This is a genomic window from Pantoea sp. Seng (assembly GCF_009829935.1).
GTDB lineage: Bacteria > Pseudomonadota > Gammaproteobacteria > Enterobacterales > Enterobacteriaceae > Pantoea > Pantoea communis.
In genome coordinates, this window is the sequence record NZ_SZZV01000017.1 from 71,042 (window position 1) to 84,575 (window position 13,534).

The window sequence follows — 13,534 nt, forward strand, 5'->3', positions numbered from 1 at the left end:
TGATTTATATGCAATTTCTGCATCAAAAAGCCAGTGCTACTATCCATCCCTTACTCGGGTCGGCCCTTGCCGCCTCGCCAATCATCCAATGAGTCAGGGTATTTTATGAGCGCAATTAAATCTGTCATGCAACATCTCTCAAGCCTTGGCATCAACGATGTCAGCGAGATTGTTTACAACCCGAGTTACGAATTGCTGTTCGAGCATGAAACGTCAGCCGAGCTTAAAGGCCCGGCGCGCGGAATATTGACGACGTCTGGTGCGGTTACCGTTGATACCGGCGAATTCACTGGCCGTTCTCCACGCGATAAATACATCGTTCGTGACGATGTGACGCGAGATACCCTTTGGTGGTCCGATGCTGGCCTGGGGCGCAACGATAATAAACCGATGTCCACTGAAGTATGGGCACACCTGAAATCGCTGGTAGCCGATCACTTATCTGAGAAAGCGCTGTATATCGTGGATGCCTGGTGTGGTGCCAGCGCGGATACCCGTCTGGCCGTGCGTTTTGTCACTGAGGTGGCCTGGCAGGCGCACTTTGTCAAAAACATGTTTATCGCCCCGACCGCCGAAGAACTGGCAAGCTTTAACCCGGACTTCACGGTGATTAATGGCGCCGGTTGCGTCAATCCGCAGTGGCAGGAGCAAGGGTTAAACTCGGAGAACTTTGTTGCCTTCAACCTGACAGAGAATATCCAGCTGATTGGCGGGACCTGGTACGGCGGCGAAATGAAAAAAGGGATGTTCTCCGTGATGAACTACCTGCTGCCGCTGAAGGGTATTGCGTCAATGCACTGCTCAGCGAACCGTGGCGAAAAAGACGACGTGGCGCTGTTCTTTGGCCTTTCCGGCACCGGTAAAACCACACTGTCGACCGATCCGCGTCGCCAGCTGATTGGTGATGATGAGCACGGCTGGGATGCTGACGGCGTATTCAATTTTGAAGGCGGCTGCTATGCCAAGACCATCAATCTGAAAGCGGAATCTGAACCGGAAATTTATGGTGCTATCCGCCGTAATGCGCTGCTGGAAAACGTTGTCGTTCGTGAAGATGGCAGCGTGGATTATGCCGATGGCAGCAAAACCGAGAACACACGCGTCTCTTATCCACTGTCGCACATCGAGAATATCGTGCAGCCGGTGTCTCGCGCGGGTCACCCTTCACGCATTATCTTCCTTGCTGCGGACGGATTTGGCGTGCTCCCTCCGGTTTCACGTTTGACGCCAGAGCAGATGCAGTATCACTTCCTTTCTGGCTTCACCTCCAAGCTGGCGGGCACCGAGCGCGGCATTACCGCTCCGACGCCGACGTTCTCAGCTTGTTATGGCGCTGCTTTCCTGATGCTACACCCAACGCAGTACGCGGACGTGTTACAGGAGAAAGTTGCACAAAGCGGTGCTGAAGTGTGGCTGGTGAATACCGGCTGGAACGGTGCGGGTGAGCGTTTGTCGCTGAAAGATACGCGCCAAATCGTCAACGCCATTTTGGAAGGGGAAACCGGTGCATTGCGTGAAGAAACGCTGCCGATTTTTGGTCTCGCCATTCCGCAGGAGATTGCTGGCGTCGATGTGAACACACTCGATCCGCGTAACGGCTGGACATCCCCGGCAGATTGGCAGGAAGCGGCCGAGAAACTGGCACAGCTTTTTATCAATAATTTCAAGCAGTACAGTAATAACGAGGCTGGTGCGCGTATTGCGCAGGCGGGTCCGCAATTGTAATTGATGGCATATAAGATGGATGTCATACAGTGGCACTCTGTCGCCGCCAGTGAGGCGCTAAAAGCTGACTGAACTGACGCTGCCCCGCGTAAAATCGCCGGGCAGCGTTATTGATTAATAGAGCAGAAAGAATCCAGGCACAGTTAGCCTGACGTATTCAGTGCTTATGCTGATTTATAACGAGCTTCTAACTTGTCTAAAAAGCCAAATAGCACTTCATTCATCTCGCTGTAGTCATGTGCACGAAGTTCTTCTGGCGTGTTAACAAAGCGGTATTCAGCTGCACGGCTCAGGTCATTCTCAGTATGCGCGATCAGCATTTCCACTACCTCTAGCGTCAGTTCCATATGGCACTGGAAACCATAAACGCGATCGGAATAGGCAACGATCTGGCGCGGGCAACCTTGGCTATAAGCAATGATTTTTGCCTCTGCCGTTAATCCCGGCATGTCGTTGTGCCAGTGCCCTACTTCCAGCGTGCTGGCAAAGTGAGAGAACATCTCATCCTTGCTACCCTCTTCCGTCAGTGTGATTGGGAATTTACCAATCTCTTTTTCAGGGCTATGTGCGAACGGTGCGCCAAGCGCTTCACCAATCAGTTGTGATCCCAGGCAAATACCGATAACGGCTTTATCGGTTTGAACCGCCGAAGCAATCAACGCCTGTTCACCTTTCGCATTAAAGTGCGGGCATTCAGCTAATGTGGTGGAGGGATCTTGTGGCCCTCCCATCACAATCAGAAAATCGATACCTTCCGCGTCTCCTGGCAACTTATCACCGGCGTAAACCCGCGAGTAAGACACATCATGGCCGTGATTAATGGCCCATGTTTCGTAGGCGCCGGGTGCCTCAAAATCTTCATGTACGATGAAATGTACGCGCATTGCAGAGAACTCCATGAGTAATGTACTGGCCTGTTCAGACCTTATTGGTAGCCTGAATCTGACGCTGCTGTGACAGAATCCCGGCCAGGGATTTAGCGATTAACTCTGTTTCCGGTGCATCAAGCTCAGAGACGGTGATCCGTAACCCTGAACGCGTGCTGTCCAGCATGAATCCTTCTCCGCCGCGAACCAGCCAACCCCGTTGCGCCATTTGCATTACCGTTGCCGCACTGTTGTGCGCTAAAGGAACCCACACGTTTAAGCCGTCGTGATGTTCTGAAACGGTGACGCCGTGCTGTTTCAACGCGCTGACCAGCAATTCTCGTTGGCCCAAATAGCGCCTGCGTGCGGCCAGAATGGATTGCTGAAAGTCAGGCGAACGCATATGGCCCGCAGCCATATCTTGCAAAATATGGCTGACCCAGTTTGTCCCGGCATTCAGGCGTTGACGCAGACGCTGTGAAGTTTCTTCATCACTGGCAACAAAGGCCATGCGCATATCAGGACCAAGAAACTTGGACAGGGAGCGGATGAGCACCCAGTTACGGGTATTTGCCGGAACAATGTGGTGATAATCCTGTGTTGAGAGCAGAGAAAAGTGGTCATCCACAATCACCAGTACCTGCGGATAACTTGCCAGCAAAATACGTATGCCCTCTGCCCTGCCAGCGCTAAGGCCAAAGCCGGTTGGATTGTGGGCGCGAGGGGTAATGATCACCGCCTGGACGCCCGCAGAAAGCTGACGTGATAGTGCCTCAATCTGCATTCCTTCCGTATCCATTGCTACAGGCGCAGCCTGCAGACGATTGTGCCGCAAGGTGCTGATGCTACTCAGGAAGCAGGGGTCTTCAACCGCCACGCGATCGCCTGCAATCAGGTAACTGGCAAGCACCCTCTCAACCGCATCAACCGCACCGTTGGTCAAATTTAATTCAAAGGGAACATCGAGATCGGGTTGTAGCCATTCGAGACCCGCCGCCTCAAGTTCAGGGCGGATTTCCGGTTCGCCGTACAAACCCGGTGTATTTTGAATATGCGTAACAAGTTGGTTAACAGAGGGAAGAACCGAAGATGCAGGATTGCCACTGGCGAGATCGCGTATCGCCAGGCCCGGTGCGCTGCCTTCAATATCAATCGTCGCGATCGGTTCACGCACAATGGTGCCGTTTCTGCCTCTGGACAGCACAAAACCTGCATCCGTGAGGCGCTTATAGGCCAGAGCAACCGTGTTGCGATTAATGCCCAACTCACCGGCTAAATCACGTAGTGTAGGAAGCATCGTGCCGGGCGCGAGTTCACCGGACTGAATCTCTGCGCGAATCTGATCGAAAATATCACCCGCTGTTTTTCCGTTTATCTTCATTGATCTGGTACAAATAAAAGTTTAGCCTAGGTCAATGTTAATTGACTGCTGAGCGCTTGTCTATACGCCATGAAAAACACCGAAATCAAAACCTTAAATCCTGACACTCAGCCCCGTCACGACATGCATAATCGTTGGCCGCGCGCAGAGAGTGTGCAGGATTTCATCGACAATTTGGCCGCCGTGCAATCCCGAATCGATGCAGCTTGCCTGCGCGCGGGGCGTGATGTATCTGACGTTCACCTGCTACCCGTCAGTAAAACCATGGATGAAAACCATATCCGTCTGGCGCATCAAGCCGGATGTAAGTTGCTGGGTGAAAACAAAGTGCAGGAAGCATGGGGGAAATCGCAGGCCATGTCAGATCTCACTGACTTGAAATGGTCTGTGATTGGTCATCTTCAGTCCAACAAAGCCAAACTGGTTGCCAGATTTGCCAGTGAATTTCAAGCTCTGGACTCACTCAACACGGCAGTGATACTGGATCGGCGTTTACAGCTTGAAGGCCGCACGCTGGAGGTGTTTGTGCAGGTGAATACCTCTGCTGAACCGAGCAAATATGGTTTGGTTCCTGAACAGGTGGCGAACTTCATGGCGCACCTAAGTCCGCTCAAGAATCTGCATATTAAGGGGCTGATGACATTGGCAGAATTCAGCTCAGATGCCGATCGTGTGCGGGCCTGCTTTATCCGTTTGAGGAAACTGCGTGATGGACTTGCTGATGTGTATGGCCATTTGCAGCTGTCGATGGGGATGTCGGGTGATTTCGAAATCGCTATCGAAGAAGGCGCCAATGTGGTGCGCGTAGGTCAGGCCATTTTTGGTGCCCGCTCGCTCCCAGATGATCACTTCTGGCCAACAGGAGACTAAGGCAATGATCACGACGCACCGCCTCAGCGTGTACCTCAATAACAACCTGGTCGGTAATCTTGACTGTGAAAGTCATCAGGCCGATGCACTCATCACAAAAATTCAGAGCGCACTATCTGCCGAAGAGGGATGGTCTACTGTCAGATGGGTTTCGGATCAGGAAAAACGTATTCTTGAGAGTAGCCCTACGGGTATCAAACTTATAAGCAGTGAAAAGCTTTTCCGCCAGGCATAAATCTATCGCGACAATCGACAAGCAGCGCCTTCAAGCAACGTGGTAATGTCGACGTCGAACTGTTTTCTGCTTTAAGGAAGCCAACATGACCACTTTCCATCAACTTACCGCCACCAGCCTGAGCGGCCAGCTTATCTCCATGGCTGATTACGCTGGCAAACTGGTTTTGGTAGTGAACACCGCCAGCCATTGCGGCTTCACGCCACAGTACGCAGGCCTTGAAGCGCTTTATAAGAAGTATGCCGCCCAGGGGCTGATGGTGCTGGGGTTCCCTTGCAATCAGTTCGGAAAGCAGGAGCCCGGTGATGCCGACGCGATCTCGCAAACCTGCCACATTAACTACGGTGTAAGCTTCCCGATGTTCGAGAAGGTGGAGGTCAACGGAGCGGCTACGCATCCGGTGTTTGGTTATCTGAAAAACGAATTACCCGGCTTGCTGGGCGGTCGGATAAAGTGGAACTTCACTAAATTTCTCATCGGACGTGACGGCAAACCGATTAAGCGTTTTGCACCGTTCACCACGCCAGAGAAAATGGAATCTGCGATTATATCTGCACTTGAAATCTAATCATTCCTGAGCGTCATTCGCGCTGAAAGATGCCATCTTTAATAGTTGCGATCTTTCCATGGCGGACTTTAGAAACGTTAGTGCGCTGGGTATTGAGATTCGTAGCTGTATGGCACAAGGTGCCGATTTTCGCGGTGCCAGTTTCATGAACATGATTACAACCCGTACCTGGTTCTGCAGTGCATACATCACCAAAACAAACCTCAGCTACGCCAATTTATCCAAGGTGGTATTAGAGAAGTGCGAGCTATGGGATAACCGCTGGATTGGCACTCATATTCTGGGCGCAACATTCAGTGGATCAGACCTCTCAGGCGGTGAGTCTTCTTCATTTGACTGGCCTTCCGCCAATTTCACTTATTGCGATCTGACTAACTCGGAGCTAGGTGAAATCGATGTGCGTGAAGTTGATATGCAGGGCGTGAAGCTGGACAACTACCAGGCCTCATTAATATTGCAGCATCTTGGCATCTCGGTTGTTAATTAATAAGCTGCATGTTAACCACTCATTTTAAATTTATCGCATTGCTTGAGTGAATGAATACGGACTGCCAGTAAACAACATATTATGGCAATACCGCTAGTCATCAGCACAAGGTCGATTGTCTGGCATGGTCGACCAAATACTATTCACCCCATCGTGTTGCCTTCACTCCTGTCACGGAATGAAGGCGCAGTGACGATGCCTAGGGGCCTGTGAGCTTAACCAGCATCAGTGAGTCCGTCTTGCCCACTGAGAACGCCCGTCCTTACGTCTCAAATCTTCGCGATTACTTATATACGTCAGCCTAAAAAAGCCGCTAAATCGGGGTTTCTCCCGGCAAATTGTAAATTTATGTCTATGCTGTATCAGGATCATCAGCTTTTGCTGGGTTCACTATGACGTTTTACTGTTTGTTTATAACTAGATATCAATCAAAAGTAATTGATTTTTAAGGGAATGGGAATGCTTAGTTTAAGACGTAAAAAGGTTAAACCGATGCGGTTGAAGGACGTGACAATCATTGATGATGCTCGTCTCAAGAAGGCGATTACCGCCGCCGCTCTGGGTAATGCCATGGAGTGGTTTGATTTTGGGGTATACGGCTATGTCGCAGCCGTTTTAGGCAAAGTTTTTTTCCCGGGTGCCTCGCCTGGCATTCAGATCATCGCCGCTTTGGGCACATTCTCGGTTCCGTTCATCATTCGTCCGCTAGGGGGAATGTTCTTTGGCGTATTGGGTGATAAATACGGCCGTCAGAAGATTCTGGCCATCACCATCATATTGATGACCTTCAGCACCTTCAGTATCGGACTTATTCCTTCCTATGCCACCATCGGCTTCTGGGCGCCGGTCTTGCTGCTGATTGCAAAAATGGTTCAGGGATTCTCGGTGGGAGGCGAATATACCGGTGCTTCAATCTTTGTGGCGGAATACTCACCCGATCGTAAACGCGGATTTTTAGGCAGTTGGCTTGATTTTGGTTCGCTGGTTGGCTTCGTCTGTGGCGCCGGTGTGGTTGTGCTGCTCACCACGATCCTGGGCCAGGAAACCTTCAATGACTGGGGTTGGCGCATCCCCTTCTTTATGGCGTTGCCATTAGGTTTAGTCGGCCTTTACCTGCGTCATGCGCTCGAAGAGACCCCAGCATTCCAGAAACATGTGGATTCACTGGAAGAAGGTTCCAAGCAAGGTTTGAGTGAAGGCCCTTCTGTTCCTTTCAAAGAGATTGCACGCAAACACTGGCGAAATCTGATCTCCTGCATCGGCATCGTTATCACCACCAACGTGGCTTATTACATGCTGCTGACTTATGTGCCGAGTTACCTGACCCACAATCTGCACTATTCAGAAGACCGTGGCGTTTTAATCATTGTCGTTATCATGCTGGCGATGCTGTTTGTGCAACCGGTGATGGGATTACTCAGTGATAAATTTGGACGTCGTCCGTTTATCATTATTGGTAGCGTGGCAATGGTGCTGTTATCCATTCCCTCCTTTATGCTGATTACTCATCACAGTTTAGTCGCACTCTTTTTCGGATTGTTGATTCAGGCGGTCATACTCAACTGTCTGATTGGCGTGATGGCCTCGACCCTGCCCGCGTTATTCCCGACAGAAGTGCGTTACAGCGCGTTGGCCAGCACCTATAACATCTCCATTTTGGTTGCGGGTATTACCCCTACCCTTACCGCCTGGTTAGTGGAAGTGACAGGCAACCTTTATATGCCGGCATGGTATCTGATGGTAGTGGGTGCGATCGGTGTGGTGACCGGTTTTACCGTGAGGGAAACCGCTAACAAACCGCTCTATGGTGACACCCCAGCTGCCTCCTCGCTTGAAGAAGCCAAAGAGTTGCTGCAGGAGCATCATGATGGCATTGAGCAGCGCATCGAGGATATTGATGAACAAATTGAGGAGTTGAAAAATAAACGCCGCAATTTAGTTGCTCAGCACCCCGAAATCACGCAATAAATAACAGCCGCTGCCTCAGGGCAGCGGATTCCCCCCTCAATCGCTCTTCCTGACACAGAAGACTTATTATCGTCTATACTTTCAGTGAGTTGGTTTATTCACTATTTTTAATTAAAACTCGATAATGATGAAATTGTTTTCATCAGAATCAATGATGGGTATTAAATTAATTTCATTATTAGCGAATAGATAGTTAGCAGATAACCGGATAGACAACGGTTACTGAATATGTAATTTACCTGACAATGATATATTGTCAGCTGAGAATGAGGGAAAATAATGCCATCGATATTTGATGAGTTATCTGACGCCCCTTCATGGGTGCCTGCTGTGTTACTTGTCACTCTCTCGCTTGTCGCGGGATTTCTGGCTCGATTTTTACTTCTTAGGTTTATACGTTACTGGCAGGATCGCGACAGGAAATTATTCAAATCACTTGAGAAGCATCTTCGTGGTTCAATGTTTCTATTTATTCCACTGATGTTAATCAACGTCGGAGCCGAGTATGTAAATATTCACCCCGATTCGCTTTCGTACATTACCCCCACGCTGAATGTTTTCATAATATTGTCATTGTGCTCGATTTTAATAAGATTGACCAACGTCGCGCAGGACATGCTATTTATTCGCTATGATATTAATCTGTCAAACAACCTGCGCGCCAGGAAGATTCGCACCCAGATCATTTATGTCAAAAAGGTCGCGATTGTCCTCCTTGTATCATTCTGCCTTTCTCTAATTCTTATCAGCATCCCCGGCGTGAGAAAATTCGGCACCACTATCCTCGCCGGAGCTGGGGTGGCCGGCATCATTATCGGTTTTGCATTGCAGAAATCACTGGTTAATTTGTTTGCTGGCATTCAGATCGCTTTCACACAACCGATCAAAATTGATGATGCGGTTGTGGTTGAAAATGAATGGGGTTGGATTGAGGAGATCAACCTGACCTATGTTGTAGTACGTATCTGGGACCTGCGCCGTCTGGTGCTGCCAATTACCTATTTTACCGAAAACGCCTTCCAGAACTGGACACGCAATAATGCCCAAATATTAGGTTCGGTTTTTCTTTACCTCGATTATTCGATGCCATTAGAGCCACTCCGTCAGCATTTTGAAAAAGTTCTCAGCGAAACCAAACTCTGGGATCAGCAAACCCAGGTGCTTCAGGTGACCGATACCACTGATAAAACCATGACGATTCGTTTATTAATGACTGCACAAAACTCCCCAACCGCCTGGGATTTGCGCTGCTACGTGCGCGAGAAGATGATTGAGTTTATTCAACTGAATTATCCGCAGAGTCTTCCTCATGTGCGGGCGACGTTGACCGAGACTGGAGTATCTAATAGCACGAATACGTTGTCTTAGATGATACGCTTTCCTGCGTTTAAAGGTGGCAGCTCAAGCGGTAATGACGTATCTACGTTGTATCAACATCAACGATGATATACAGTGTATCGACATTTCGCAGGAGATTGGTTATGACGACGGTGACGTTAAAAAAATGGGGTAACAGCCCTTCAATCCGCATCCCTGCCAGCGTAATGCAATCTGCTGCGCTGAGTGTTGACGACAAACTGGAACTCAGCGTGGAAGATGGCAAGTTGATACTTGTCCCGGTGAGAGAAAAGGAGTATTCCCTTGACGCTCTACTGGACGGCATCACTGAAGATAACGTCCATGAAAAAATTGATTTTGGACCTTCAGTTGGCAAGGAATTGCTCTAATGGTTTCACGTTTTGTACCCGATGCCGGAGACCTGATCTGGCTGGATTTTGACCCTACACTGGGGCACGAGCAGGGTGGACATCGCCCTGCTGTCGTCCTCAGTCCTTTTGCCTATAACAACAAAGTGGGCATGCTGCTTTGCGTTCCCTGCACCACTCAGGCCAAGGGTTATCCCTTTGAAGTCAACTTGTCAGGCGCACGTGAGAGTGTCGCGCTGGCTGATCAGGTGACCAGCATTGACTGGCACGCCCGAAAAGTGGTGAAAAAAAGCCATGTGACATCGAATGAACTGGCTGAGATTCGCGCCAAGGCGAAAGCGCTGATTGGATAAGCACGAAAACTTGCAGCCTGAAGCCGCCAGTTGTTCTTCAGTGCCCACGCCGCGCCCGCATCATCGCCAGCCTGAACTGGCGGACATCTTGTGGCGTCCAGCAGCGGCAGGACAACGGCGCGGTATCGTCAACCGCGGCGGGTAGCGGGACTTTCTCTAGCGTGCCACGATTGCAAATCGCACAGGCTAAAGTGGCGGAGGGCACGCCAAGATAGCGCGCCACCTCCGGCAAGGTCATCAGTGTAGTACGCATCATAACCTCCTCGTTGCATGTGATTTAACTGACATGGTTGAGCAGTTTTCAGCGTAATTTTATGATCGCGATCAGGTGATGAATTATTTTTGGTTAAAAAATAATCACAGCGTCATCAGCATCTCGTGCCACGCCATGCCGCCGTGATCGGACGCCGAAGGTTTGATGTACTGATAGCCGAACTTCTTATACAGATCAACGTGATGGGTTTTGCACATCAAATGAATGGTCTGCTTATCCATCTGCTTCATAAGCTTGATAAACTGTTGCATCATCAGTGTGCTGTAACCTTTACCCTGATAAGCCGGATCGAGCACCACTGACATAATTACCACGTTAGGTGCTGCAGGATCGTGCCCGATTAACTCCTTAAATTCCTCATCTGACATCACCACATCCCAGGCGCAACCTGCATTGATAAAGCCAATGACTTGACCCTCGTTTTCAAGGCACATAAACCCTTGAGGATAGTGTGCTATACGGGTTACGATTTTTTCGCGCGTGGCAGCCTCATCGCCTTCGTAGGCATTAATTTCAATGGCATAGCAGCGATCAACATCGGCTAAGGTGGCACTTCGAAACTTTAGATTCGACACAACAGACCTCTAAACATAACATCTCGTGAGCGCCATATTAGCAGGGTGTCATGGGGAAAGGTTAAGAGAATAGAGCGCTGCATTGCTGCAGCGCTACCGTTTAAATCACTTCCACAACCCGATTTTCACGTGCGCTAACAAAAGCAGCATCCAGTACCGCCAGGACTTCAATCGCCTGCTCTGGCGTCACCGGAGGCTCACTGCCATCGCGTACCGCTTGAGCAAAAGCTTCGTAATAGGCGTGATAGGCACCTTGTTCAGAAGGCACCCGTTCTGAGCCTTGCGGCGTATTAAGTGTGCCCCAGCACTTAGGCTGCTCATAGCCCCATGCATCCCGATCGTCCGCCGGACGCTGGCCCGCAAAAATGGCCTGCGCCTGCACATCCGTCCCTTGTGAAAAAAGCTACCGGCATCGCCATACAGACGAAACTCACGGCAAACAAAGCGATTCAGTTTGGTGGCGGAAAGATAGGATTTAGTCCCGTTTTGATGAGTGAGCGTCAGCAAAAAACTGGCGTCGGTCGGCCCTTCCGGCAGGTCGATAATATCCAGCTGAGCATAAACTGATTTTACCGGACCCAACAGGAACAGCGCCTGATCAACAATATGACTGCCTAAATCACGCAGCAGGCCGCCAGTTTCGCCGCCTTCGAGGGTATTGGCATCGTAAAATCCATACGATTATGCAAACGCCACACTTTTCCCACGCGATTTTGCTCAATCAGTTTTTTCAGCGTGCGCACATCATGGTCAAAACGACGGTTGTGATACACGCTCAGTACGACGCCTTTCGCTTTCGCGGCATTGGCCAACTCACGCCCCGTTTTCGCGTCGGGTGCAAAGGGTTTGTCGGCAATCACCGCCACACCCGCAGCAATCGCTTCCAGCACCAGTTCGCGGCGCGTTTGCGGTGGTGTCGTGATCGTGACGGCATCGACACCTGCCACCAGCATGTCGGTCAGGCTGGCATAGATCGGAATGTCGGGAAAATCCGCTCTCACGCGTGCAATAGTGGCTGGCGCACGCGCCACGATGCCCGCTAACTCCACGCCCTCAGCCGCATTAATGAATGGCGCGTGAAAGTGTTTGCCGCCCGTTCCATAGCCCACGATACCGATTTTCATGCTGCCTCCTTGTGATAGAGGAGAGTGGTAAGGCAATCAGTAATAACATAATCGCAACAACTAAAACTGCTCGCTCACGCAAAAATGGCACAAAAATATCATTTTTAGGAAAAATGGCTTTACTGTGCCGCAGGGAAGTTGCGCTTAATCGGCGCAAAGTCACTGGCGTTTTTGCCTAACAATCGCTGAGGGCGGAAATCTGCCAGTAACTCACTGGCCTGATCCTGCACCAGTTCCTGCGCCACCAGCTTGCCAATCAACGGTGACAATGTGATTCCACTGTGTGTCACTGCCACATATACACGCTGATGAGGCGTGACGTAGCCAATGGCAGGTAATCCATCCGCCGGTCTGGCGCGTTGACCAATCACAATGTTCTCAATCTGCAATTCGCCTGCATCTGCAAACAACGCGTGGTAGCGATCGCGGAACTGCTGGGCAATATCGCCATGGAGCGAAGGTGGCGAGGCAGGATCGGCAAGATCGTCCAGTTCCAGTGCTTGTAATAACAACCGCCCGCCGCCATCCGGGCGCACGTTGAGCTGAGGAGAGATTAAATTGGTTGCCAGCGAGAGCGGCTGTGGCGCCGTGCGTGCCAGGAAACTACAGGCCACCGCGTTGGGTTTGCTGGTATCGAGCAGCGCCAAATCAAGATTAAGGGTGTTAAGCAGTTGATTGGCCCAGCGCCCGGTGGCAATCACCACGTGATCACCCTGCCACTGTTCACCGTTTACCAGATGCAGCGTGACGCCATCAGCTTGTTCGCTAAGACGTTCAATCGCATGTTGTTGATGCAATACCGCCCCATTGGCACGCGCTTCAGACCAGAGTCGCGAGAGATACAGCGTCGGATGCAATACCGATTCCGTTGGGAAATGCCAGACGCTGCCACTTACCGCCTGTGAACGCAGATCCGGCACTTCACGCTGCAACGCATCCGGTGTCACCTCATGCGCGGGATAACCCAGCGATTGCAGGGAGGTAACACGCCGCAGTAGCCTCTGCTGCGCCTCGCCTTCTGACGCCCACTCCCAGGTACCACAGGTTTCCAGCCAGCGCAGACCATTGGTTTGCGAAAGCTGCAAACGAGTATGTTCTTCCATAGCGAGGGCATTGAGCTGGTGATAACTGAGGGGTTGTTTACCATTGGAGTTGACCCAGGCGAAGGTGGTGCTGCTGGTGCCGGCACCAATATGCTGCTTCTCAAAAATCGTAACCTGTACGCCCTGCAAGGCTAATGCGCGCGCCACCGCTAAACCGATGACGCCGCCGCCCACTATCGCAATCTTTTGAGTTGTCATGAATGGCTCCTGAATGAATAGCCCTATCATAACAACGTTCATCGGCAGAGATTGCAATTGCTATATAACGCTTACTGCGCAGGATATAAGAAAATCCTCTG

At 50.6% G+C, this 13,534-nt stretch carries 15 protein-coding genes and 2 pseudogenes; 9 read left to right on the top strand and 8 right to left on the bottom strand.

Translation table 11 applies throughout. The features are described from left to right. Positions 1 to 105 precede the first annotated feature (105 nt). The gene (pckA, locus tag FD737_RS17475; protein WP_160834128.1) at positions 106 to 1,725 is read left to right on the top strand and encodes a phosphoenolpyruvate carboxykinase (ATP); all 1,620 of its coding nucleotides are present in this window, start codon (positions 106 to 108) and stop codon (positions 1,723 to 1,725) included. A gap of 164 nt (positions 1,726 to 1,889) precedes the next feature. On the opposite strand, the gene FD737_RS17480 is transcribed toward pckA, so the two are convergent. Next, complete coding sequence (locus FD737_RS17480) at positions 1,890 to 2,609, bottom strand: type 1 glutamine amidotransferase (RefSeq protein WP_160834168.1); 720 nt, start codon at positions 2,607 to 2,609, stop codon at positions 1,890 to 1,892. Positions 2,610 to 2,643: 34 nt separating this feature from the next. Beyond that, positions 2,644 to 3,972, bottom strand: coding sequence for a transcriptional regulator PtsJ (ptsJ, locus tag FD737_RS17485; RefSeq protein ID WP_160834129.1), 1,329 nt, complete (start codon positions 3,970 to 3,972; stop codon positions 2,644 to 2,646). A 69-nt stretch (positions 3,973 to 4,041) separates the two neighbouring features. Here ptsJ and FD737_RS17490 point away from each other — a divergent pair, with 69 nt between their 5' ends. From FD737_RS17490 to mazF, 8 genes and pseudogenes are all read left to right on the top strand, one after another. Further along, positions 4,042 to 4,842 (top strand): YggS family pyridoxal phosphate-dependent enzyme, encoded by an 801-nt coding sequence (locus FD737_RS17490; protein WP_160834130.1) that lies wholly within the window; start codon positions 4,042 to 4,044, stop codon positions 4,840 to 4,842. A 4-nt stretch (positions 4,843 to 4,846) separates the two neighbouring features. Beyond that, entirely contained in the window at positions 4,847 to 5,077 is a 231-nt protein-coding gene (locus FD737_RS17495) for a cytoplasmic protein (RefSeq protein ID WP_160834131.1), read from the top strand. Positions 5,078 to 5,162: 85 nt separating this feature from the next. Next, positions 5,163 to 5,645 (top strand): glutathione peroxidase, encoded by a 483-nt coding sequence (locus FD737_RS17500; RefSeq protein ID WP_160834132.1) that lies wholly within the window; start codon positions 5,163 to 5,165, stop codon positions 5,643 to 5,645. A gap of 22 nt (positions 5,646 to 5,667) precedes the next feature. Next, positions 5,668 to 6,132, top strand: a pseudogene (locus FD737_RS17505) (Qnr family pentapeptide repeat protein); the annotation flags it as partial. Between the two features lie 459 nt (positions 6,133 to 6,591). Further along, positions 6,592 to 8,100 (top strand): glycine betaine/L-proline transporter ProP, encoded by a 1,509-nt coding sequence (gene proP, locus FD737_RS17510; RefSeq protein ID WP_160834133.1) that lies wholly within the window; start codon positions 6,592 to 6,594, stop codon positions 8,098 to 8,100. A 279-nt stretch (positions 8,101 to 8,379) separates the two neighbouring features. After that, complete coding sequence (locus tag FD737_RS17515; RefSeq protein WP_160834134.1) at positions 8,380 to 9,468, top strand: mechanosensitive ion channel family protein; 1,089 nt, start codon at positions 8,380 to 8,382, stop codon at positions 9,466 to 9,468. 113 nt (positions 9,469 to 9,581) lie between these two features. Next, positions 9,582 to 9,827 carry an AbrB/MazE/SpoVT family DNA-binding domain-containing protein gene (locus tag FD737_RS17520; protein ID WP_058961633.1) on the top strand — a complete coding sequence of 82 codons (246 nt, stop codon included), beginning with the start codon at positions 9,582 to 9,584 and terminating at the stop codon, positions 9,825 to 9,827. After that, on the top strand, positions 9,827 to 10,159 hold the full coding sequence (gene mazF, locus FD737_RS17525; protein WP_097118753.1) for an endoribonuclease MazF: 333 nt from the start codon (positions 9,827 to 9,829) through the stop codon (positions 10,157 to 10,159). The genes FD737_RS17520 and mazF overlap by 1 nt, the downstream gene beginning before the upstream one ends. Before the next feature lie 37 nt (positions 10,160 to 10,196). On the opposite strand, the gene FD737_RS17530 is transcribed toward mazF, so the two are convergent. The 6 genes and pseudogenes from FD737_RS17530 to FD737_RS17545 form a co-directional block, all read right to left on the bottom strand. Continuing rightward, complete coding sequence (locus tag FD737_RS17530) at positions 10,197 to 10,412, bottom strand: hypothetical protein (RefSeq protein ID WP_072017049.1); 216 nt, start codon at positions 10,410 to 10,412, stop codon at positions 10,197 to 10,199. Positions 10,413 to 10,516: 104 nt separating this feature from the next. Beyond that, positions 10,517 to 11,008 (bottom strand): GNAT family N-acetyltransferase, encoded by a 492-nt coding sequence (locus tag FD737_RS17535; RefSeq protein WP_160834135.1) that lies wholly within the window; start codon positions 11,006 to 11,008, stop codon positions 10,517 to 10,519. A gap of 100 nt (positions 11,009 to 11,108) precedes the next feature. Further along, positions 11,109 to 11,390, bottom strand: a complete 282-nt coding sequence (locus FD737_RS24180; protein ID WP_370523097.1) for a Gfo/Idh/MocA family oxidoreductase — start codon at positions 11,388 to 11,390, stop codon at positions 11,109 to 11,111. Between the two features lie 74 nt (positions 11,391 to 11,464). Then, positions 11,465 to 11,638 (bottom strand): annotated as a pseudogene (locus FD737_RS24185) (gfo/Idh/MocA family oxidoreductase); the annotation flags it as partial. Next, positions 11,623 to 12,132, bottom strand: coding sequence for a Gfo/Idh/MocA family protein (locus FD737_RS23950; RefSeq protein WP_237448818.1), 510 nt, complete (start codon positions 12,130 to 12,132; stop codon positions 11,623 to 11,625). The gene FD737_RS23950 and the pseudogene FD737_RS24185, both read right to left, overlap by 16 nt. A gap of 119 nt (positions 12,133 to 12,251) precedes the next feature. Continuing rightward, positions 12,252 to 13,433, bottom strand: coding sequence for an FAD-binding oxidoreductase (locus tag FD737_RS17545; protein WP_160834136.1), 1,182 nt, complete (start codon positions 13,431 to 13,433; stop codon positions 12,252 to 12,254). Positions 13,434 to 13,534: the final 101 nt, after the last annotated feature.

What these genes read in the sequence shown, in the direction of transcription:
- pckA (WP_160834128.1), top strand. Translation starts at nt 106, where the DNA reads ATGAGCGCAATTAAATCTGTCATGCAACATCTCTCAAGCCTTGGCATC.
- FD737_RS17480 (WP_160834168.1), bottom strand. Translation starts at nt 2,609, where the DNA reads ATGCGCGTACATTTCATCGTACATGAAGATTTTGAGGCACCCGGCGCC.
- ptsJ (WP_160834129.1), bottom strand. Translation starts at nt 3,972, where the DNA reads ATGAAGATAAACGGAAAAACAGCGGGTGATATTTTCGATCAGATTCGC.
- FD737_RS17490 (WP_160834130.1), top strand. Translation starts at nt 4,042, where the DNA reads ATGAAAAACACCGAAATCAAAACCTTAAATCCTGACACTCAGCCCCGT.
- FD737_RS17495 (WP_160834131.1), top strand. Translation starts at nt 4,847, where the DNA reads ATGATCACGACGCACCGCCTCAGCGTGTACCTCAATAACAACCTGGTC.
- FD737_RS17500 (WP_160834132.1), top strand. Translation starts at nt 5,163, where the DNA reads ATGACCACTTTCCATCAACTTACCGCCACCAGCCTGAGCGGCCAGCTT.
- proP (WP_160834133.1), top strand. Translation starts at nt 6,592, where the DNA reads ATGCTTAGTTTAAGACGTAAAAAGGTTAAACCGATGCGGTTGAAGGAC.
- FD737_RS17515 (WP_160834134.1), top strand. Translation starts at nt 8,380, where the DNA reads ATGCCATCGATATTTGATGAGTTATCTGACGCCCCTTCATGGGTGCCT.
- FD737_RS17520 (WP_058961633.1), top strand. Translation starts at nt 9,582, where the DNA reads ATGACGACGGTGACGTTAAAAAAATGGGGTAACAGCCCTTCAATCCGC.
- mazF (WP_097118753.1), top strand. Translation starts at nt 9,827, where the DNA reads ATGGTTTCACGTTTTGTACCCGATGCCGGAGACCTGATCTGGCTGGAT.
- FD737_RS17530 (WP_072017049.1), bottom strand. Translation starts at nt 10,412, where the DNA reads ATGCGTACTACACTGATGACCTTGCCGGAGGTGGCGCGCTATCTTGGC.
- FD737_RS23950 (WP_237448818.1), bottom strand. Translation starts at nt 12,132, where the DNA reads ATGAAAATCGGTATCGTGGGCTATGGAACGGGCGGCAAACACTTTCAC.
- FD737_RS17545 (WP_160834136.1), bottom strand. Translation starts at nt 13,433, where the DNA reads ATGACAACTCAAAAGATTGCGATAGTGGGCGGCGGCGTCATCGGTTTA.